This window comes from Mycobacterium tuberculosis complex sp. N0072 (assembly GCF_030323725.1).
In the GTDB taxonomy this organism is placed as follows: Bacteria; Actinomycetota; Actinomycetes; order Mycobacteriales; family Mycobacteriaceae; genus Mycobacterium; species Mycobacterium tuberculosis.
The window spans coordinates 2,902,090-2,922,315 of the sequence record NZ_CP040689.1 but is presented as its reverse complement, the minus strand read 5'-3'; the positions used below and the strand labels follow the sequence as shown (position 1 = coordinate 2,922,315).

Here is a 20,226-nt window from a genome sequence, read left to right as displayed (position 1 = left end):
CGGTGGGCGTCATACGTTTCAAACATGGGTTTCGAGTAGCCGAGAAGAGATCCTGGAGGTGTTTGACGCGCTGCACAACGTGGTGTCTCGGCTGATAGGGCTGTCGTTTGACGAGCCGACCACCCCGAGCGGCTGAGGCTTTTGGAGCGGCTCGCGCGGGAAGTCCGTCGGTCGCCGGTGGCCTAGCATGAGGCCCGGTTGCGGTCAGACGCCGGCCGCCGACCGGAGCCGCCGGACGAACTGTGCTATGGCCGCACCGATTTCCTCTGGGCTGTCCTCCTGAACGAAATGCACGCCGGGCACTGTGATTTCGGTCTGGTTGGGCCAGCTCCTGACATAGTCACGGATGCGGCCGGTGATGATCGCGCCGGGCTCGGCGTTGATGAACAGTTTCGGCATGTCGGTTTCCTCGAGCCAGCTCCGGTACTCGTTGACCAACGCGACGACCTCGGCGGGCTCACCGTCGATTGGAAGGTTTCGTGGCCACGACAACGTGGGGCGACGGTCCTCGCCGCCGTTCACGAATGGCCGCCGATAGTGGTTCATTTCCTCGTCGCTGAGCTGTCGCAGGATCGCCCCGGGCAGCACCCGTTCGACAAAGATGTTGTGCTCCAACGCCATTGGCTCGCCTTGAGGCGATCGGAAACCCTGGAACACACCCCGCACGGCCGGCGGCCAGTCCGCCCACGTCATCGGGGTGACGATCGCTTCCATGAACGCGATCCCCTGCACTCGGTCGCGATGCTGGTTAGCCCAGTCGAAGCCGAGCGCCGAGCCCCAGTCGTGCAGCACCAGTACCACGTGGTCGCCGAGGTCGAGCGCATCCCAGAGCGCGAACAAAAAGTCTCGTTGCTCGCCATAGCTATAGCGGTCGGGTCCCGATGGGCTGAGCTTGTCCGACGCGCCCATCCCGATCAGATCGCAGGCCACCAGCCGGCCCAGCCCTTCCAAGTGCGGCATGATGTTGCGCCACAAGTAAGACGACGTGGGGTTGCCGTGCTGAAAGACGATGGCGTCACCCTTGCCTTCGTCGATATACGCCATGCGCTTCCCGGCGATTTCTAGGTACTTCGGCTGCCCGTAGGGCTCGACGCCGAATGCTGTCATAAGGCCTGGCTCCTGTCTGTGCGGGCAGAGATGGCATATCACATCCTGTGCGGCGCTCGGTAGCGGCCAGCGTTGACAAAGTATAGAACGGTTGTTCGAATAATGGTATGCGTTGGGCCCGGCAAGCCGTCGCGGTGAACGGGATGCCCGTTGACGACGGGGCGCTGCCGGGGTTGCAGCGGATCGGCCTGGTCCGCAGCGTTCGCGCGCCACAATTCGACGGCATCACCTTCCACGAGGTGTTGTGCAAATCAGCGCTGAACAAGGTGCCCAACGCGGCCGCGTTGCCGTTTCGCTACACCGTCAACGGCTACCGCGGCTGCTCGCATGCTTGTCGCTATTGTTTCGCCCGCCCCACCCACGAGTACCTGGACTTCAATCCGGGCACCGACTTCGACACCCAGGTGGTGGTCAAGACCAACGTCGCCGCTGTGCTGCGTCACGAGTTGCGCCGGCCGTCCTGGCGGCGCGAGACCGTCGCGTTGGGCACCAACACCGACCCCTACCAGCGCGCGGAGGGCCGCTACGCCCTGATGCCGGGCATCATCGGCGCGCTGGCGGCATCCGGTACGCCGCTGTCGATCCTGACCAAGGGCACCCTGCTGCGACGGGACTTGCCGTTGATCGCCGAGGCCGCCCAACAAGTGCCGGTGTCGGTGGCGGTGTCGCTGGCCGTTGGCGACCCGGAGCTGCACCGGGATGTCGAGTCGGGTACGCCAACACCGCAGGCGCGGCTGGCGCTCATTACCGCAATTCGCGCCGCCGGCTTGGACTGTCACGTGATGGTCGCGCCGGTGCTGCCACAACTCACCGACTCCGGCGAGCACCTTGACCAACTGTTGGGCCAGATCGCGGCCGCAGGCGCCACCGGTGTAACGGTCTTTGGCCTGCATCTGCGGGGTTCGACGCGCGGCTGGTTCATGTGCTGGCTGGCCCGCGCGCATCCCGAACTGGTCAGCCGGTACCGCGAACTGTACCGGCGCGGGCCATATCTACCGCCGAGCTACCGCGAGATGCTGCGGGAACGGGTGGCACCGCTGATCGCAAAGTATCGGTTGGCGGGTGATCATCGCCCGGCGCCGCCGGAGACCGAAGCGGCACTGGTACCCGTTCAGGCGACCCTGTTCTGAGCTATCCGCCGCGCGGCTTGGTCAAGGTGAATTGGTCGATGACGGTGAGTCCCCCGAACGGCCCAGTCACCGCGTAATACGTCGCCTTGATCGAGGTAGTGCCGCCGGGTTGACCCGGGTCGACGTCGAAGGCCACGAAGCCGTAAGGATTATCGCGGTCGCGGAACGCCGACCACGGCGCATCCTCGAGCACGAATATGGACGGCTTACGCCGGATCGCGGGATCAAAATCCCCGACGCCGGTTATCACCTGGCACCGAGGCTGCGGGAAGAGCAGCGCGTTGGTCGGCTTCGACGTGCCGCCCCCACCGATTACCAGGTGCACGGTTCCCCGGGTTGAGTCGATGAGGTCGCTGCGGGTGTCGACGGGTATCGGTGTTCGGGTATCGGTGCCCAGGGCCCCGCGCAGCGGATGTGACCGCTCGTAGTGGTGTTCGTGGCCGCACACCACCAGGTCGACCTGGTACTGGTCGAACAGCGGTAGCCATTCCTGCCGGATTCCGAGGTCGGCACCGTTGTTGTCGTCGGCGGTGGAGATCGCGGTCTGATGCATGCAGACGACCACCCAGTCGATTTCCGAGTCGCGCCGAGCGTTGGCGAGTTCGGCTTGCAGCCAGCGCCGTTGTTCGCCGCCCGAATAGCCGCGTACGTAGGAGTTGCCACCGTCCTGGTAGCACACATCATCGTTGTGCAGGCTGATCACCCGCACCGAGCCGGCGGTGAACGAGTACCATAGCCCGCGCAGTTGCGGGCTGGATCCCGAGTCGGGTACCGCAAAGTAGGTCTGATAGGCGTCATAACCGATTGGCCCGTTACCGACTTCGTTCTCGTGATTGCCCGCTGCCGGCATCCACGGCCGGTAGCGCGCCGAGCGGGTGTTGTTGTCAAACCAGTCCGACCAGGTGCGAATTCGGTCTTGTGCCAGGTTGGCGTAACACAGGTCACCGTTGATCAGGTTGAACAACGGGGCAATACGCTCGATCGCAATCGTGATGTCACCGGCGAAGGGGGATCCGATGTTGTCGCTGACGTACCTCCCGTCGGCCAGTCTGCCCAACGCGGGAGTGGACTGATCACCGAAGCTGGTGAAGCGTAGCGGTTTTCGACCCGACGGTGCGGTCCGTGCGGTCCCGAGCTCCGGAGTTGTACCGTCGTGCACCGCGGCGTAGACGTAGTCGGTATCGGGTGTCAGGTTGGTCAGGTGAGCGTGGTTGACGCGCACCTCGGTATTGGACTTCGCATCCCGGTACGACCGGGTCTCGGCCACCACGACGCTGCCGAAGCCAGAGGTTGGCGTGCCCAGCATGACTCGCGGATTGCCGACGGTGTCCGTGGTATGCCAGGACACCACCATTTCGGTGCTGGCATTCCGGCCGAACTGCAGGTGCAGACCACCCACCGGAGGCGCGCCGCTCCGACCACGTTGATACCAGACGGCAGGACCCCGGGGGTGTGACGACAGCAGCGCGGTCCCGCCCGCGCCGACACCTGTCCCAACAACCGCTGCCGCGCCCGTCGTCAGGAACCTACGGCGGCTAACCCCTTTCGGGGGTGAATCGGCATCCTGCGGCTGCTTCAGATCGGCGCCCACTCACGTTTCATACCCGCCCTGGTTTACCTGCGGGTAAACCGGCTGCCGAAATCTGAAGTTACCTCGGCGCGTTGCTCGGAAAGGCTTTCTGAACTGCGTAGACGCTCACACCAGCGATCGCCTCCAGAGCGCGAAGCCCGAGGCCAACGACAGCTTTCGGCTGCTAATGGCGGTGCGGCTCACGCAATTCGGCTTGCCCGGATGGCGGGCGACGGTCATCGCATGCAGTGCCGGCCGGCGTCGGTAACGCATCCGGTAGCGTTTTAGATATGACGTCCGTGCGCACAGTGCCAAGCGCCGTCGCGCTGGTGACGTTTGCCGGAGCCGCGCTCAGCGGGGTCATCCCGGCGATTGCCCGCGCGGATCCGGTCGGGCATCAGGTGACCTACACCGTCACGACCACCAGCGACCTGATGGCCAACATTCGGTACATGAGCGCCGATCCGCCCAGCATGGCGGCTTTCAATGCCGATTCATCGAAGTACATGATTACCTTGCACACTCCGATCGCTGGCGGTCAGCCGCTGGTCTATACCGCCACGCTGGCAAACCCGAGCCAGTGGGCGATCGTCACCGCCAGCGGCGGCCTGCGGGTCAATCCGGAGTTCCACTGCGAGATTGTTGTAGACGGCCAGGTGGTGGTGTCGCAGGACGGCGGCAGCGGCGTGCAGTGCTCGACTCGTCCCTGGTAATTCGCCTACCCCAGGTCCGCGGCGGAAAAGGTGTCGCAGATGTTGGGGTCGCCAGTCTGGTATCCGACAGTGAACCACTTCTGCCGTTGCGCGGCCGAGCCATGCGTCCAGGTCTCGGGGTTGGTGCGTCCGGTCGTCTGCTGTTGGATACGGTCGTCGCCCACCGCTGCCGCGGCCGCGAGGGCGTCTTGGATGTCCTTGTCGCTCAACGGCTCCAGGTAAGGCACACCGGTGCTCTCCTGCTTGACGGTGGACGCGTAGTATGCCCACACCCCGGCGTAGCAGTCCGCCTGCAACTCCGTGCGCACGCCACTGCCCGCAGCACCTTGCGCACCATGCTGAGCGCGGCCGAGCACCCCCAGCAGGTTCTGCACGTGATGGCCGTATTCATGGGCCACCACATACTCTTCCGCGAATGGGCCGCCACTGGAACCGAATTGGGTGACCAGCACCTGGAAGAAGTCGGTGTCGAAGTAGGCCGTTTTGTCCACTGGGCAGTAGAACGGCCCGACCTCGCTGCTGGCCGGTCCGCATCCGGTGCCTACCTGGCCGCTGAACAGCCGCATGTGTGGGCGGGTGTAGCCGGGCAACAGCGGTTTCCATACCGCGTCCACGGAGTTACCGGTGGCCACCACCCGGCACTGCACGAACCTGTTGGCATCGGCCCCGGTTCTGCACTGGCTCAGGTCGAAACCGGGTGCTACGTGGTCGCGGGTGTCGAGAGGTTGTTGGCTCAGCACGCCACCGGGATCGACGCCGAGCAGCATTGCGACCACCACCACCAGTAGCCCACCGAGGCCGCCCCCGATGGCCAAGCGCCGCCCGCCACCGCTACCCGAGGTCGACGTGGTGCTGGTATCGATTTGCACACCCTCGTTGAAGGTCATCGCACGCTCCCGAAATCGGCCGATCCAGCCTAACTCTGCTGCGCAGCGGCGAACCGAGCGTCGGTATACCTGCGCAGATTCCTTAGAAACCGGCGCAGCGCCAGGTTCAGCAGGGGCCGGAAGACGAACAGCGCCGGCCGCGCCGGGCCGGCGAGTTTCTGCGCCATGGTCCAGGTCAGCCGGCAACCACCGGGGATGGCCTGCACCCGATAGTCTTCGGCGAACGCGCCGACGGCTCTGGTGGAGCATTCGTTGAACCGAAATGCCATGCGGGTGAAAGGCTCCCACGAAATGAACTCTTCGTCGCCGACGATACCCCCGCGCATCTCGACGATGCGGGTGGTGCCGGCGCCGAACGGTTCGGGACTGGTCCAGGTCACCTTTGTGATCACCGTTGCCCAGCGTGGCCAGGCCTGCGGGTCGGCGAGCACTTCGAAGAGTTGCTCGGGCGTGATGGCCAGGTCGACGGTGTTGCGGAAGAGGTAAGGCGCGGTCTCGGTGAAGCTCAGGCCTACCCGCTCGCAGGGGTACATGATCTAGACATTAGCTACATTGCTATCCGGGACCGTCGCTGGCAGCCGCCAGCAGCGGCACCAGCACGTCGCTGATCGGGGTGGCCAGGCCGTGGGCGCGGGCCTTGCGGACGATCACCCCATTGCGCAAATCCCATTCCAGTGGCCGGTGGGCTGCCCGGTCGGCCAGCATCGAGGTGCCCATGTCCTGCGGGGCCGACCGGACGAGGCGGACCACTTCGTCGACGACGTCGTCATCGAGTCGGGCACCCTCAGCGCGCGCCACCGCCAGGCATTCGGCGACATAGCGGCGCGACAATGCCGCGACGTCGTCGCGGCGGAACATTGCCGACCGCCGTCCGGACAGCACCATAAATCCCGCCAGCGCGTTGACCAGTAGTTTGCGCCAGGCCGCCGTGGTGAAGTCGGGGTCGCAGTCCACCGTGGCGCCGGCACCGCGCAGCAGCCCGGCGAACTGCTCGGCCGCGGGCCCGGTGGGAACGACCAGTGCGGCTTCACCGCGCAAGCGCACCCACCCTTGCGGCTGGGTCTCGGCCGAACACCACACGATCGCGGGAACCACGGCCGAGGACGGACAATGCGGCTGGACCTGCTCGACCTGTTCGACACCGTTTTGCAGCACGGCCACCACGGTGCGCTCGTCGCACAGGCGGGTCAGCCAGGGACGTGCGGCGTCGTTCTGAGTGGCCTTGACCGCCAGGATCAGCACATCGACCGGGCCGGCAACCTCCCGAGGACTGGTGTGCACCGGACCGGGCACCACGATGGGGTCTGCGCCGTCTCGCCGGAGCTCGATCCCGGCGCGCGGAGTGTGGCCGCACAACAGCGGCGAATACCCGGCCTTGTGCAACAGCGCGGCGACCGTCGTTCCGACGGCACCGGGTCCGACTAGGGCAATGCCTGTTGCAATGTTTGTTGAGATGAGCCGAAATTACCCTGCGTGACCGATGTGCGCCGCGGGCACCTCTAGACTGAGCAGTCGGTTAATCCGGTTGAAGGGGAGTGTTTGTGCTGCGCAGCCACGCCGCGGGTTTGCTACGGGAAGGCGACGCCGGGCAGCAGGTGACATTGGCCGGCTGGGTGGCTCGCCGCCGCGACCACGGCGGCGTGATCTTCATCGATCTGCGGGACGCTTCGGGCATCGCACAGGTGGTGTTCCGCGACCCCCAGGACACTGAGGTGCTGGCGCAGGCTCACCGGCTGCGTGCGGAATTCTGCGTATCGGTGGCCGGCGTCGTCGAGATCCGCCCGGAAGGCAACGCCAACCCGGAGATCGCTACCGGCGAGATCGAGGTCAACGCCACGTCGTTGACCGTGCTGGGCGAATGTGCGCCGCTGCCGTTTCAGCTGGACGAACCGGCGGGTGAGGAGTTGCGACTGAAGTACCGCTACCTCGATCTGCGCCGCGACGACCCCGCTGCGGCGATTCGACTGCGTTCCCGGGTGAATGCCGCTGCGCGCGCGGTGCTGGCGCGTCACGACTTCGTCGAGATCGAGACGCCGACGATCACCCGCTCGACCCCGGAGGGAGCGCGCGACTTCCTGGTGCCGGCCCGACTGCACCCCGGTTCGTTTTACGCCCTACCGCAGAGCCCGCAGCTGTTCAAGCAGCTGCTGATGGTGGCGGGGATGGAACGCTACTACCAGATCGCCCGCTGCTACCGCGACGAGGACTTCCGCGCCGACCGCCAGCCCGAATTCACCCAGCTCGATATGGAGATGAGCTTCGTCGACGCCGAGGACATCATCGCGATCTCCGAGGAAGTTCTGACCGAGCTGTGGGCGCTGATAGGCTACCGGATTCCGACGCCCATCCCGCGGATCGGCTATGCCGAAGCGATGCGCCGATTCGGTACGGACAAACCCGACCTGCGGTTCGGGCTGGAGCTCGTCGAATGCACGGATTTCTTCTCCGACACCACATTTCGTGTCTTCCAGGCACCGTATGTGGGCGCGGTGGTGATGCCTGGCGGGGCGTCGCAGCCGCGGCGCACGCTGGACGGCTGGCAGGACTGGGCCAAGCAGCGCGGCCACCGCGGACTGGCCTACGTGCTGGTCGCCGAAGACGGCACGCTGGGCGGTCCGGTGGCCAAAAACCTGACCGAGGCCGAGCGCACCGGACTGGCCGACCATGTCGGGGCCAAACCCGGCGATTGCATCTTCTTCTCGGCCGGTCCGGTCAAATCGTCGCGGGCACTGCTGGGCGCGGCCCGCGTCGAGATCGCCAACCGGCTGGGCCTGATTGACCCCGATGCGTGGGCATTCGTCTGGGTCGTTGACCCGCCGCTGTTCGAGCCGGCCGACGAAGCGACCGCCGCCGGTGAGGTCGCGGTCGGCTCGGGGGCCTGGACCGCGGTGCACCATGCCTTCACCGCGCCGAAACCGGAATGGGAGGACCGCATCGAATCCGATACCGGCAGCGTGCTGGCCGACGCGTACGACATCGTCTGCAACGGCCACGAGATCGGTGGCGGCTCGGTGCGTATCCACCGCCGTGATATCCAGGAACGGGTGTTCGCGGTGATGGGCCTGGACAAGGCCGAGGCGGAGGAAAAGTTCGGATTCCTGTTGGAGGCGTTCATGTTTGGCGCACCGCCGCACGGCGGAATCGCGTTCGGGTGGGACCGGACCACCGCGCTGCTGGCCGGGATGGACTCGATCCGTGAGGTGATCGCGTTCCCGAAGACCGGCGGCGGCGTCGATCCGCTCACCGACGCGCCGGCGCCCATTACCGCTCAGCAACGTAAGGAGTCCGGAATAGATGCCCAGCCCAAGCGGGTCCAGCAGGCATGACCAGATCTTTGCGGTTACGACGTCGCACCCGAGTGTGAATAAATAGGCGTTCATGAGCGCTTCGCTGCTAGTCAGGACGGCCTGCGGCGGCCGTGCGGTCGCCCAACGGTTGCGCACCGTGCTGTGGCCGATCACCCAGACATCGGTCGTCGCCGGCCTCGCGTGGTATCTCACCCATGACGTGTTCAACCATCCGCAGGCGTTCTTCGCGCCGATTTCGGCTGTGGTGTGCATGTCGGCGACCAACGTGCTGCGCGCACGACGTGCCCAACAGATGATCGTCGGGGTGGCGCTGGGGATCGTGCTGGGTGCTGGCGTGCATGCTCTGCTTGGTTCCGGACCGATCGCCATGGGTGTGGTGGTGTTCATCGCGTTGTCGGTCGCGGTGCTGTGCGCACGCGGGTTGGTCGCGCAAGGCTTAATGTTCATCAACCAGGCCGCCGTCTCCGCGGTGCTGGTCTTGGTCTTCGCGTCCAACGGCAGTGTGGTTTTCGAACGCCTCTTCGACGCGCTGGTCGGTGGTGGGCTGGCTATCGTGTTCAGCATTCTGCTCTTCCCGCCCGACCCGGTGGTCATGCTGTGCAGTGCGCGCGCCGACGTGTTGGCCGCTGTGCGCGACATCCTCGCCGAGCTGGTGAACACGGTGAGCGATCCCACCAGCGCCCCGCCCGACTGGCCGATGGCAGCCGCTGATCGACTGCATCAGCAGCTGAACGGGCTCATCGAGGTGCGCGCCAACGCTGCCATGGTGGCGCGGCGAGCGCCCCGCCGATGGGGGGTGCGCAGCACTGTCCGCGATCTCGATCAACAGGCCGTCTACCTGGCCCTGCTGGTCAGTTCGGTGTTGCATCTGGCTCGCACCATTGCCGGGCCTGGTGGCGATAAGCTGCCAACGCCCGTGCACGCCGTGCTCACCGACCTCGCCGCGGGAACCGGCCTGGCCGACGCGGATCCGACGGCAGCGAACGAGCACGCGGCCGCCGCCCGCGCAACCGCGTCGACACTGCAATCGGCTGCTTGTGGCAGCAACGAAGTGGTGCGCGCCGATATCGTCCAAGCGTGTGTCACCGATCTACAACGGGTAATCGAACGCCCGGGCCCGTCGGGCATGTCAGCCTGAATTGGCGAGAAACGCCTGCACCAGCTGCTTCGGCGCCTGCATCAGCCAGGCCTCGGTGATCAACTCCTCGAGGTCGCGAACCTCGATCTCGGCCAGCCTGACCAGCACCGCTGGATAGCCGTCGAAATGCGGGGTGGTGAAGTACACGCCCGGCTCGTCGGCAATCAAGGCGAACTTCACCCCCTCGTCCGACACTCGGACACCGACGATGTCGCCGGACGGTGGCTCCGATCCGGCCCTGGTCAGGGCTCCGCGGTCGGACTTGCGCAGCGGCCGTTCCCAGGCCAGCAGCTTGCGGTCAACACGCCAGTCGTGCGGTGCCTGCTCCGCGGTCAGCGGCAGCCCACCCACGATACGGGCGACGTCGTCCCAGGTAGCCACGCTTTAATTGTGCTCCGGCTATGGTGCGCTTGGCGCCACATTGCGCGACGATCGCGCCGGACGAGCCGCCGGCGTGTGATGTGATCAGCCAGGAGGTAGCTTTTTGTCAGCAGATAGCTCGTTGTCGTTGCCGTTGTCGGGCACTCACCGCTATCGAGTAACACACCGCACCGAATACCGCTACTCCGACGTGGTGACCAGCTCCTATGGCCGCGGGTTTCTCACGCCGCGGAATTCGCTGCGGCAGCGTTGTGTCGCACACCGGCTGACCATCGACCCGGCCCCCGCCGACCGGTCCACCAGTCGCGACGGGTACGGCAACATCAGCTCCTATTTCCACGTCACCGAACCGCACCGCACCTTGACGATCACCAGCGATTCCATCGTCGACGTGTCCCCGCCGCCGCCCGGGCTTTACACCAGCGGGCCGGCGCTGCAACCGTGGGAGGCGGCCCGGCCCGCCGGGCTGCCCGGATCGCTAGCCACCGAGTTCACCCTGGACTTGAACCCGCCGGAGATCACCGATGCGGTGCGTGAGTACGCGGCTCCTAGCTTCCTGCCCAAACGCCCCCTGGTCGAGGTATTGCGCGATCTCGCGTCGCGGATCTACACCGACTTCACCTACCGCCCGGGTTCCACGACGATTTCCACAGGAGTCAACGAGGTGCTGCTGGCCCGCGAAGGGGTATGCCAAGATTTCGCCAGGCTGGCGATCGCCTGCCTACGGGCCAACGGTTTGGCGGCCTGTTATGTGTCGGGCTACCTGGCCACCGACCCGCCGCCCGGAAAGGATCGGATGATCGGCATCGACGCGACGCATGCCTGGGCCTCGGTGTGGACTCCGCAGCAGCCCGGGCGGTTCGAGTGGCTGGGGCTGGATCCCACCAATGACCAGTTGGTCGACCAGCGCTACATCGTCGTGGGCCGCGGCCGCGACTACGCAGACGTGCCGCCGCTACGCGGCATCATCTACACCAACTCCGAGAACAGTGTGATCGACGTTTCTGTCGATGTCGTGCCCTTCGAAGGTGATGCGCTGCATGCGTGACTTCCACTGTCCAAATTGCGGGCAGCGCCTGGCATTCGAGAACTCCGCCTGCCTGTCGTGCGGCAGCGCGCTGGGGTTTTCTCTTGGGCGGATGGCGCTGCTGGTCATCGCCGACGACGCCGATGTCCAACTCTGCGCCAATCTCCACCTCGCGCAATGCAATTGGCTGGTGCCCAGTGATCAGCTCGGCGGACTTTGCAGTTCTTGTGTGCTGACCATCGAGCGGCCCAGCGATACCAACACCGCCGGGCTGGCGGAGTTCGCCCGAGCCGAAGGTGCCAAGCGGCGGCTGATCGCCGAGCTACACGAGCTGAAGCTGCCGATCGTCGGCCGCGACCAGGATCCTGACCATGGGTTGGCCTTCCGGCTATTGTCCAGCGCGCACGAGAACGTGACCACCGGACACCAGAACGGAGTCATCACACTGGATCTCGCCGAAGGCGACGATGTGCATCGGGAGCAGCTGCGGGTCGAGATGGACGAGCCGTATCGGACCCTGCTTGGGCACTTCCGCCACGAGATCGGGCACTACTACTTCTATCGACTCATCGCCTCGTCAAGCGACTATCTGTCCCGGTTCAACGAGTTGTTCGGAGACCCGGACGCTGACTACTCCCAGGCGTTGGATCGGCATTACCGTGGCGGCCCGCCGGAAGGTTGGCAGGACAGCTTTGTCTCGTCGTATGCGACCATGCACGCGAGTGAGGATTGGGCCGAGACGTTCGCTCATTACCTGCATATCCGCGACGCCCTGGACACCGCGGCCTGGTGCGGCCTGGCACCGGCGTCGGCAACCTTCGACCGGCCGGCGTTGGGCCCCAGCGCTTTTAATACCATCATCGACAAGTGGCTGCCGCTGTCGTGGTCGCTGAACATGGTCAATCGCTCGATGGGCCACGACGACCTATACCCCTTTGTGCTGCCGGCCGCTGTGCTGGAGAAGATGCGGTTCATCCACACCGTCGTCGACGAGGTGGCCCCGGATTTCGAGCCGGCTCACAGCCGTCGCACCGTTTAGGCCGGCATCACCCGCCGTTGGTCTGGACCCCACAGCGGTTGCATGCCGCCGGGCAACGCCAACTGAGTGGCGGTGAGGACGTCGGCCACGTCACGCAGCGAGGCATGTATCCCGGCCAGCAGTTCCGCCAACTCGGCGCGCAGCCCGTCGGCGGAGACCTCTTCCAACTCTTCTGGGTGTGAGCGGCGCAGGCGGGTGTTCATCTCGTCCACCATCCGTTCCGGACGAGACGATCCCGACGAGCCAGGCAGGTCTTTCAGGTCGGCGCGCAGCCGTTCCAGCTGATACACCAGCGAGCGCGGGTTCTGGGCGTCGAACAACATCAGCTCGGTCACAGCGGCGACACTGAACTTGCCTACGGTGCGGCGCCGATAGATAACCGACGATTCACACGCCACCAGGGTTGCCTCGATGATGGCTTGCTCGGCGGCGGGGTGGCGCACGGTGCTCAACGTGGCTTGTAGCAACGCGGTCAGCCACAGGCCGCGTTCGATACGCTTGCCGATGTCCATCATCGTCCAGCCCACGTCGTGCACCATCGACTCGCCGGCCACCCCGGACAACGTCAGCATGCCGGCTAGCGTCTCCGCCTGAGCCGACGCAAGCACGGCGTCCGCCTCTGCCAGCGACTGCGGCGGGTCGGACTTGTGCTCCACCGCGCGTTCCACATTGGCCAGCACCATCCAGGTGTCGTTGGACAGCTGGTCGCGCACCGCCCGGGCGGCAAGTGCCAGCCCCTCCACCGACTGAACAAGGGAACCCGGCCGGTCCGGATCCACGGTCAAAGACCACAGTGTCGACGGGGCGACCGCGATCATGTCGGCCCGGTCGTAAGCGCTGCCGGCGCCAGTTGCGGTGTCATATCCGGTGATCTTGCCCAGCGCGGCCATCAGCACCGGCACGCACTCGCTTTCATCGGTGTCCTGCTGGTGCCGGAAAACGTGGTAGCGCTCGCGGGTGACGATCAGCAGCCGGGCCATGTTCTCCGCGCGCTCGCCGTAGCGGCCCATCCAGAACAGATCGGACAGCACGCGCGGAGAGCTGACCGCCCAGGTGCCCGCTCCGGTTTTGGCCGGCGGCGCCAACACCGGCACCGTTATCACCTCGGCATGCGCACGCTCCGTTGGGCGCACCCAGATATCTTTTGCTGCAACGGTTTTCAGCGTATATGCGGCAGGACCGGGCGCCAGTACATAGCCGAGGCCGCCGATCATCGGCGCGTAACCACTGCGCTGGGCAACGGTGAACAGTCGCATGCCTACCCCGGCGGACGACAACACCCCGGCATGGTTGGTGGGCGCCGACGAGAACTGCGGCAGCTCCTGGCCCACCCACTGCCACGGCATCGCCTCGATACGCACTGCCAGATCGGCCAGTTGTGCAGACGAAAGTGTCGGTCCGACAAGAGTTTCCCCGCTGACAGTGCTTTTGATCAGCAGCGACGAGACATTGGCCAGTAGGTGTGAGCGTTCGCTGGCGATGCCGCCCCAGTAGACCGGAGCGGTGTGCAGCAGCGGGCTTTCGTCGAGCAGGCGCTCGGATAGCTGCGGCAGGAAGCGCAACAGGCCTGGGTTCTCCAGGATGCCGCTGCCCAGCGTGTTGACGACGGTCACTGTTCCGCGGTGCTGCGCTTCCACCAAACCGACGACACCGAGCCTGGAATCGGCGCGTAGATCCAGTGGATCCGCGTAGTGGGCATCGACGCGGCGAAGAACGACGTCAACGCGTTTCAGCGTGCCCAGCGAACGCATCCACAGCTTGCCGTCGCGCACCACCAGGTCCGCGCTTTCCACTAGCGGGAAACCCAGCAGCGTTGCGAGATACGCCTGGTCGAAAGCGGTTTCTGAATAGATGCCCGGGCTGAGCACCACCACGACGGGGTCTTGGGCGACATCGGGTGCCGCGTCAATCAGTGCCAGCCGGAGCGCCTGGGCGAACGGTGTGGTGGGTCGCGGCGCCAGTTCCTCGTACAGATCGGGAACGGCGTGCGCGACGACACGTCGATCGGCCATCGCATAGCCGGAGCCCGAGGGCGCCTGCGTCCAGTCGGCGTTGACCTGAAAAGTCCCGTCGGGCAACCGGCTGAGATCACAGGCGTGCATGAAAAGTTGGTGGCGCCCAGGCATCTGGATCCCGTTAGCGGCACGCACGTAGCCGGGATGAGCGAACAGCATCTCTGGCGGCAGGACACCCTCGGTGAGCATGCTGCGGGGCCCGTACAAGTCCGCGAGGATGGCATCAAGCAAGCGCGATCGCTGCACCAAGCCGGCCTCCAGCACTTCCCAATCGGCCGCGGAAATCACCAGCGGCAGCGGGTCCAGGCGCCACGGCCCCGGTTCCAGATCATGGTCGCCGGTCAGCGCGTCCCGGTGTGCATCGATTGCGGTGTAGGTGATGCCGTCGTGGTCGATCAGGCTGTGCACCACCGAGCGCAGCCGGTCCAGCCCCGCCTTGCCACGTTCGGCGACCGCGTCGGCGAGCTCGGTCCAGGTCGGTCGCACGTTGCCGTCGTCGTCGACGAATTCGTCATAGCCGGCTCCCGGGCCGTCCCGCAGGTCGAACAGTGTTTCCTGGGCACGCGCGGTGCGGTATCCGGCCAGCAGGCGGTCGACGTCGTAGCCGTTGGTAGCGGCAGAAGCTGAGGGTGCCATTACTGTTGCACGGTACGCACGCGTCGTAGGTCGAGGATGCCCGGCGCGCCGATATCGGTGGATATCCTGGCCTGTTTCTCCCGGATGTCGGACAGGTCGAGCTTGCCCGGGGTGAAGCCGGTCGCCTCGAAGCGCCGGGCGCGGCGGGCCTCCGCCTCCACGGCGTTGACCGGGGGCTCGTCGTAGGCGCGGCCGCCCGGATGGGCGACATGGTAGGTACAGCCGCCGCACGAGGTAGCGGTGGCGATGTCGATGAGCTCGAACCGCAACGGGCCGTCGACCGTGATGGTCGGGTGTAGCGCGCTGGGCGGCTGCCACGCTTTGAACCGCACACCACCCACGTGGATGTCGGGGTTGTCGGTAGCCAGCAACGGCATCGGGTAGCCGTTACAGGTCACCACGTAGCGGTGCCGGTCGGCGCCGATGATGCGGACCTGGATGCGCTCGACCGACGAGTCGACATAGCGCGCGGTGCCTGCCGCGGTGGCCTCCTCGCCAAGGGTGTGCCATGGCTCGATGGCCCCGCGCAGCTCGATCTCAATGCCGTCGAATACGGCGGTGCCGATGCGCGGGAAGCGGAACTCGGTGAACGGGTCCAGCCAGCTAGTCTCGAACGCGATGCCGTGCGCGCGCAGGTCGGCTGCGACGTCGGCGATGTCATGAATCAAGAAGTGCGGCAATAGATATCGACCGTGCAAGTTGGCGCCGTGGCGGATCAGCGGGGCGCGCAGCGGTTGGTCCCAGAACCACGCCACCAGCGAGCGCACCAGCAGCGACTGCACCATCGCCATGTGCAGGTGCGGCGGCATCTCGAACCCGCGGAGCTCCAGCAGGCCGAGCCTGCCCCGGGCGCTGTCGGGGCTGTAGAGCTTGTCGATGCAGAATTCGGCGCGATGGGTGTTGCCGGTGATGTCGGTGAGCAGGTGCCGCAGCGCGCGGTCGGTCACCCACGGTTGGGGCCGGCCGCCCCCGGACGACGGCGACAGCCGGAGGATCTCGGCGAACGCGATCTCGAGTTCGTAGAGCGCCTCGGCGCGGCCCTCGTCAACCCGGGGCGCCTGTGACGTGGTGCCGACGAAACGCCCGGCGAACAAGTAGGACAACGACGGGTGTCGCTGCCAGTAGGTCAGCAGTGAAACCAGCAGGTCGGGCCGGCGCAGCAGCGGTGAGTCCGCGGGTGTGACGCCGCCAAGCGTGATGTGGTTGCCGCCGCCGGTGCCGCCGTGCGTGCCGTCGACGTCGAACGCTTCGGTGGTGAGTCGGGCCAGGCGCGCTTGTTGATACAGGGTTTCCAGCTGTTGCCGTTGTTCTGCAAAAGAGGCGGTGGGCGCGATGTTGACCTCGATGACGCCGGGGTCGGGGGTGATTGTGGTGGACGTCAGCCGCGGGTCCGGGGGTGGGCCGTAGCCCTCGATCACCACCGGGCAGTTGGCCGTCGTCGCCGCGGCCTCGACTCGGGCGACAAGGTCGATGAAGTGCTCGAGCGCGTCGGTGGGCGGCAAGAAGATGTGCACCAGCCCACCCCGGACCTCGGCGACCAACGCGGTGGTCGGAGCCGTCTCGGGATCCTCCACTACGGCCCGGTCGGTGTGGGGCTCCGCCGGCAATGTGGATCGCACAGCTACCGGGTCGGCGTCAAACGATGCCCGGGGTGGGCGCCAGCTGATCGAATCCAGCGGCAGCCGCAGGCCCGCCGGCGAATCCCCTTCGAGCAACACGATGCGACCGCGGCGCAGCCGCCAGTTCGCGCTGGCCCAGCCTTGCCCGTCGTCGCGGCGGTGCAGCGGCAGCACGTACGCAGCCGGAGAGGTGATGGCCTCATCGAGGCGCGCCAGCAGCGCGGCGCGGCCGGTGGGGGTGTCGGGGTTGGTGTCGCAGCCGAGGTCGTCACCGGATTCCACCGGGTCGCCGGCTGGCATTCGCACGGCCGCAGCCAGCCGGCTCAACGGGTCTTCGTAGGCGGGCCGCACCTGCGAGATCGGCAGCCCCAAGCCGTCGGCGATCCCGGCGAGCACCCGGTAGGCCGCGTCGTCGTCGACGGGGTCGGCGGGCGGGGCGCCCCAGGGGTCGGCCAACAGCGCGTCGTTGGTCCACAGCGGCCGCCCGTCGGTGCGCCAATACAGCGCAATCTGCCAGCGCGGCAACGGCTCTCCGGGATACCACCTGCCCTGACCGCGGTGGATGAGTCCCTGCGGGGCCCACACCGCCTTCAAGCGGGCGGCCAGGTCGGATGCCCGTTCGCGTTTGTGTGGGCCGTCGGCCGCCGTCCGCCACTCTTCGGCGACCTGGTTATCCACCGACACGAACGTCGGTTCGCCGCCGACGGTCAGCCGGACGTCGGCGGCGGCCAGCCGCTCATCGACGCGCTGGCCCACCTCACAGATGGTCTTCCAGGACTCGTCGGTGTAGGGCAACGTGACACGTGGGTCTTCGTGTACGCGGGTGACGGTGTTGGAGAACTCCAGCACGGTGTCGCACACGTCGGTGCCGCCGCTGATGGGTGCCGCGCTGGCGGGGTGGGGCGTAGCCGCCAGCGGAATGTGGCCCTCGCCGGCCAACAGCCCCGACGTCGGGTCCAGCCCGATCCAGCCGGCACCCGGGATGTATGCCTCGGCCCACGCGTGCAGGTCGGTGAAGTCGGCGGCGGGCCCCGACGGCCCGTCGAGCGCTTCGATGTCGGATGCCAGCTGAACCAGGTAGCCGGACACGAACCGGGCGGCCAGCCCGAACTGACGCAGGATCGAGACCAGCAGCCACGCCGAGTCCCGGCACGAGCCGACGCCGGTGCGCAGCGTGAAATCCGGTGTCTGAACTCCGGGCTCCATGCGCACGCAGTAGCCGACGTCGGCGTTGATCGCGCGGTTGAGTGCGACCAAGAAGTCGATGGTGCGGGTGCCATCGGGCACCGTGAAGTTGCGCACCCAGGCCTGCGTGAGCTCGCCGGGGCCCGAACCGTCGCCGTCTTCGTCGACCGGCCGCAAGTACGGCCTCAGGTCATCGGCGAGCGCCTTGGGGTAGGCCATCCCTGCGCAGGGCCATATCTCGGCCCAGTCCTCGATAAAGAAGTCGAAGGGGTTGATCACCTTGAGGTCGGCGATAAGCCCGACGGTAATACGCAGTTGGCGCATGGGATTCGGAAAGACCAGCCGCGCCAGAAAGTTGCCCAGCGCGTCCTGCTGCCAGTTGATGAAGTGGTCGGCGGGCTCGATGCGCAGCGAGTAGGCCTCGATGGAGGTGCGGGAGTGCGGCGCCGGGCGTAGCCGCACGATGTGCGGATACACCCGCACCAGCCGGTCAAAGGTGTAGCTGGTGCGGTGCTCCAGCGCAACTTTGATGCTCATAGCTGCTGATGAGATCACACCGGACCGCCCGGCGCAGCGCGTACGCCCGGTGCCGGACACCTGAGTGGGCCGTAGCGGCACTTGGTCGGGTTCAGCGCACCAGGTCCGGCTGTGCTTGCAAAGCCGCACGGGCTGCCATCCGCCCAGCCTCTAGGGCGGCATCAATCTGCTTGAAGTTCAACACTCCGATCTTCGACACGTCGGGCTCGATGATGGCCGCAACGCGAGGAAGCTCGCGCAGGTTTGCGGTGGAGGCGGCAAGGTCGAAGGCGCGCAGCAACGTCTCTTGCAGCGGTGGTAGCGCGTTATCCGTGCCGGTCAAAAGCCGCCGGAGGAGCCCGGGCGGCGTAACGATTGGCGGCAGCAGGCCAAAGCCCTTCGACGGCACGAACGTTCGGCGGAGGTCGACGCAGATGACTTCGCCATCGGTATCGGCGCACATCACGTTGGCCGGCAGATTGTTCAACAGCCCACCGTCGACGAGCAGCTGCTCGCCATTGTGCACTGGCGGGATGAGACCGGGGATCGAGATCGATGCGCGCACGGCGCCCGAGACGGATCCCCGCCGATGGATGATCTGATCGCCGGTGATCATGTCGGCGGAGACGGAGAAGAACCCTCTGGGCAGATGTTCGATCAACGTGTTGCCGAAGAATCCCTGCACCAGACGATCGACGCGTCCACCTCGCGTGAGGGCGGATATTGGGATCGTGTAGTCGCCGAGTGGGTCGCTTCCTGCGATGAACTCTCGCGCCGCGGCGATCGCATCCCCGGCGTCCATCCCCAGCGCGAACGCTGCGGAAGCGATTGCACCCGAACTTGTTCCGCCAAACCGATCGATGACGACGCCGGCTTCGGTGAGCTCTTGGTAAACACCGAAATGCGCCAGTCCCCGGGCTCCGCCACCGGCCATCACCAGGCCGAGCGATCGGCCGGCGATTCTGCGAGCAAGGGCACCGAAGCCGTCGGAGTTGGCCGGATGATGCGAAACCGGCGCCAACCGATCCCACCAACTTGGATCCGGTTCTGCCAGACATGTGATCAGGTGCACTGGCCGTTGGGTAGCAAGCGAATCGACCGCATCCGGCGGATACCGTTGATCCACCAGGACCACGAGTCGGTCGCTTTGCGCGCTAACGTAGTGCCGCCACAGGTCGCCGGCGCCTCGGTCGGCGACCACCAAGACCCAATCGTTGCTTCGCTCCGCGCGATCGAGGGTTTCGCTGAACGCCTCGACGAGCTCGTCGTACTCCTGAACGGCGGAGGTGGTTTCGACGGGCGGCGCAATCACGGCAGTTCGACCGTGCGAGTCCAGTGAAGTAGCGATCGCGTCGACCATCGGGGCCGCGGCGGTGTCCCCGTTCGATACCACGCCGATGACCCGCGGACGCCGAGCCGTCTTGGCGGGTCGTGACTGGCGTAGCATTCTCGCCATCGCTCGCAGCATCGCCGATTGCAGTAGCGGGGTTGCCTCGAGCATGTCGGTAAACGTCTCCGCGGCGATCCTCCACACCACGCCGTCTCGCAGAGCTCGCACTCCCGCTGAGCGGGCAGCCCCGGCGATCACCCCCAGGTCTCCGATCGAGTCGCCGGATGCCATCTCAGCAAATACGTGTCCCTCTGGGGCAACAGCGACGAACCGCCCCGAGTCGACGATATAGATGGAGTCCGCTGGTTCTCCGGCATGAAAGAGCCACTGGTTAGCGGGCACGTGGCGGCGTTCTACGGTGGTTGCGAGTCGTTCGAGCTGTTCGTCGTCGATATCGGCGAGTATCGGAACGTTGCGCAGCGCGGTTCGCGCATCGGTACCACGCCGCTTGGGCCGTCGTCGCGCGGTGGTCATGAGATGCGGCTCTTGGCATCTCGGCCCATGCCAGGACTGCTCACATACACCCGATCGAGTAGCGGACTTCTCACGGCAGTGCCTGACATTG

15 protein-coding genes are annotated in these 20,226 nt (G+C 66.2%); 6 read left to right on the top strand and 9 right to left on the bottom strand.

What is annotated here, in order from left to right; all coding sequences use genetic code 11:
* Nucleotides 1–204: 204 nt before the first annotated feature.
* Nucleotides 205–1,107 (bottom strand): haloalkane dehalogenase, encoded by a 903-nt coding sequence (locus FF952_RS13695; protein WP_003413363.1) that lies wholly within the window; start codon nt 1,105–1,107, stop codon nt 205–207.
* A gap of 107 nt (nt 1,108–1,214) precedes the next feature.
* Here FF952_RS13695 and FF952_RS13690 point away from each other — a divergent pair, with 107 nt between their 5' ends.
* Nucleotides 1,215–2,237, top strand: coding sequence for an Rv2578c family radical SAM protein (locus FF952_RS13690; RefSeq protein WP_003413359.1), 1,023 nt, complete (start codon nt 1,215–1,217; stop codon nt 2,235–2,237).
* Between the two features lies 1 nt (nt 2,238).
* On the opposite strand, the gene FF952_RS13685 is transcribed toward FF952_RS13690, so the two are convergent.
* Nucleotides 2,239–3,828 carry a purple acid phosphatase family protein gene (locus tag FF952_RS13685; RefSeq protein WP_003413355.1) on the bottom strand — a complete coding sequence of 530 codons (1,590 nt, stop codon included), beginning with the start codon at nt 3,826–3,828 and terminating at the stop codon, nt 2,239–2,241.
* A gap of 269 nt (nt 3,829–4,097) precedes the next feature.
* Here FF952_RS13685 and FF952_RS13680 point away from each other — a divergent pair, with 269 nt between their 5' ends.
* On the top strand, nt 4,098–4,520 hold the full coding sequence (locus FF952_RS13680) for an Rv2576c family protein (protein ID WP_003914074.1): 423 nt from the start codon (nt 4,098–4,100) through the stop codon (nt 4,518–4,520).
* A gap of 5 nt (nt 4,521–4,525) precedes the next feature.
* Here FF952_RS13680 and ypfJ read toward each other — a convergent pair whose 3' ends face one another.
* Genes ypfJ through FF952_RS13665 form a run of 3 tightly spaced genes read right to left on the bottom strand, consistent with a single transcriptional unit; the run spans nt 4,526 to nt 6,850 of the window.
* Complete coding sequence (gene ypfJ, locus FF952_RS13675) at nt 4,526–5,407, bottom strand: KPN_02809 family neutral zinc metallopeptidase (RefSeq protein WP_003903948.1); 882 nt, start codon at nt 5,405–5,407, stop codon at nt 4,526–4,528.
* Nucleotides 5,408–5,436: 29 nt separating this feature from the next.
* Entirely contained in the window at nt 5,437–5,940 is a 504-nt protein-coding gene (locus tag FF952_RS13670; protein ID WP_003413345.1) for an SRPBCC family protein, read from the bottom strand.
* A 22-nt stretch (nt 5,941–5,962) separates the two neighbouring features.
* Entirely contained in the window at nt 5,963–6,850 is an 888-nt protein-coding gene (locus tag FF952_RS13665; protein ID WP_015385292.1) for an oxidoreductase, read from the bottom strand.
* 92 nt (nt 6,851–6,942) lie between these two features.
* Between FF952_RS13665 and aspS the strand changes: the two genes are divergently transcribed.
* Together aspS and FF952_RS13655 are read left to right on the top strand one after the other, a co-directional pair.
* Entirely contained in the window at nt 6,943–8,733 is a 1,791-nt protein-coding gene (gene aspS, locus FF952_RS13660; RefSeq protein ID WP_003899382.1) for an aspartate--tRNA ligase, read from the top strand.
* Nucleotides 8,734–8,785: 52 nt separating this feature from the next.
* Nucleotides 8,786–9,853: an FUSC family protein gene (locus tag FF952_RS13655; RefSeq protein ID WP_003899381.1), complete on the top strand. Its 1,068-nt coding sequence runs from the start codon at nt 8,786–8,788 to the stop codon at nt 9,851–9,853.
* Here the strand turns inward: FF952_RS13655 and FF952_RS13650 are convergent.
* The gene (locus tag FF952_RS13650) at nt 9,845–10,234 is read right to left on the bottom strand and encodes an MmcQ/YjbR family DNA-binding protein (protein WP_003903946.1); all 390 of its coding nucleotides are present in this window, start codon (nt 10,232–10,234) and stop codon (nt 9,845–9,847) included. The genes FF952_RS13655 and FF952_RS13650 overlap by 9 nt on opposite strands.
* Nucleotides 10,235–10,337: 103 nt before the next feature.
* Here FF952_RS13650 and FF952_RS13645 point away from each other — a divergent pair, with 103 nt between their 5' ends.
* Both FF952_RS13645 and FF952_RS13640 read left to right on the top strand, forming a co-directional pair.
* Nucleotides 10,338–11,282 carry a transglutaminase family protein gene (locus tag FF952_RS13645; protein WP_003904883.1) on the top strand — a complete coding sequence of 315 codons (945 nt, stop codon included), beginning with the start codon at nt 10,338–10,340 and terminating at the stop codon, nt 11,280–11,282.
* Entirely contained in the window at nt 11,275–12,300 is a 1,026-nt protein-coding gene (locus FF952_RS13640) for a zinc-binding metallopeptidase family protein (protein ID WP_003413332.1), read from the top strand. Before FF952_RS13645 ends, FF952_RS13640 begins: the two co-directional genes overlap by 8 nt.
* Here the strand turns inward: FF952_RS13640 and FF952_RS13635 are convergent.
* The 3 genes from FF952_RS13635 to FF952_RS13625 all read right to left on the bottom strand — a co-directional run bounded on the left by FF952_RS13635 (nt 12,297) and on the right by FF952_RS13625 (nt 20,135).
* Nucleotides 12,297–14,951 (bottom strand): circularly permuted type 2 ATP-grasp protein, encoded by a 2,655-nt coding sequence (locus FF952_RS13635; RefSeq protein WP_003413330.1) that lies wholly within the window; start codon nt 14,949–14,951, stop codon nt 12,297–12,299. The genes FF952_RS13640 and FF952_RS13635 overlap by 4 nt on opposite strands.
* On the bottom strand, nt 14,951–18,292 hold the full coding sequence (locus FF952_RS13630; RefSeq protein WP_003913357.1) for a transglutaminase family protein: 3,342 nt from the start codon (nt 18,290–18,292) through the stop codon (nt 14,951–14,953). Before FF952_RS13630 ends, FF952_RS13635 begins: the two co-directional genes overlap by 1 nt.
* A 91-nt stretch (nt 18,293–18,383) precedes the next feature.
* Nucleotides 18,384–20,135 carry a patatin-like phospholipase family protein gene (locus tag FF952_RS13625; RefSeq protein WP_003901427.1) on the bottom strand — a complete coding sequence of 584 codons (1,752 nt, stop codon included), beginning with the start codon at nt 20,133–20,135 and terminating at the stop codon, nt 18,384–18,386.
* Nucleotides 20,136–20,226 lie beyond the last annotated feature (91 nt).

What these genes read in the sequence shown, in the direction of transcription:
- FF952_RS13640 (WP_003413332.1), top strand. Translation starts at nt 11,275, where the DNA reads ATGCGTGACTTCCACTGTCCAAATTGCGGGCAGCGCCTGGCATTCGAG.
- FF952_RS13680 (WP_003914074.1), top strand. Translation starts at nt 4,098, where the DNA reads ATGACGTCCGTGCGCACAGTGCCAAGCGCCGTCGCGCTGGTGACGTTT.
- FF952_RS13695 (WP_003413363.1), bottom strand. Translation starts at nt 1,107, where the DNA reads ATGACAGCATTCGGCGTCGAGCCCTACGGGCAGCCGAAGTACCTAGAA.
- FF952_RS13625 (WP_003901427.1), bottom strand. Translation starts at nt 20,135, where the DNA reads ATGACCACCGCGCGACGACGGCCCAAGCGGCGTGGTACCGATGCGCGA.
- FF952_RS13670 (WP_003413345.1), bottom strand. Translation starts at nt 5,940, where the DNA reads ATGTACCCCTGCGAGCGGGTAGGCCTGAGCTTCACCGAGACCGCGCCT.
- FF952_RS13630 (WP_003913357.1), bottom strand. Translation starts at nt 18,292, where the DNA reads ATGAGCATCAAAGTTGCGCTGGAGCACCGCACCAGCTACACCTTTGAC.
- FF952_RS13655 (WP_003899381.1), top strand. Translation starts at nt 8,786, where the DNA reads ATGAGCGCTTCGCTGCTAGTCAGGACGGCCTGCGGCGGCCGTGCGGTC.
- FF952_RS13690 (WP_003413359.1), top strand. Translation starts at nt 1,215, where the DNA reads ATGCGTTGGGCCCGGCAAGCCGTCGCGGTGAACGGGATGCCCGTTGAC.
- FF952_RS13635 (WP_003413330.1), bottom strand. Translation starts at nt 14,951, where the DNA reads ATGGCACCCTCAGCTTCTGCCGCTACCAACGGCTACGACGTCGACCGC.
- ypfJ (WP_003903948.1), bottom strand. Translation starts at nt 5,407, where the DNA reads ATGACCTTCAACGAGGGTGTGCAAATCGATACCAGCACCACGTCGACC.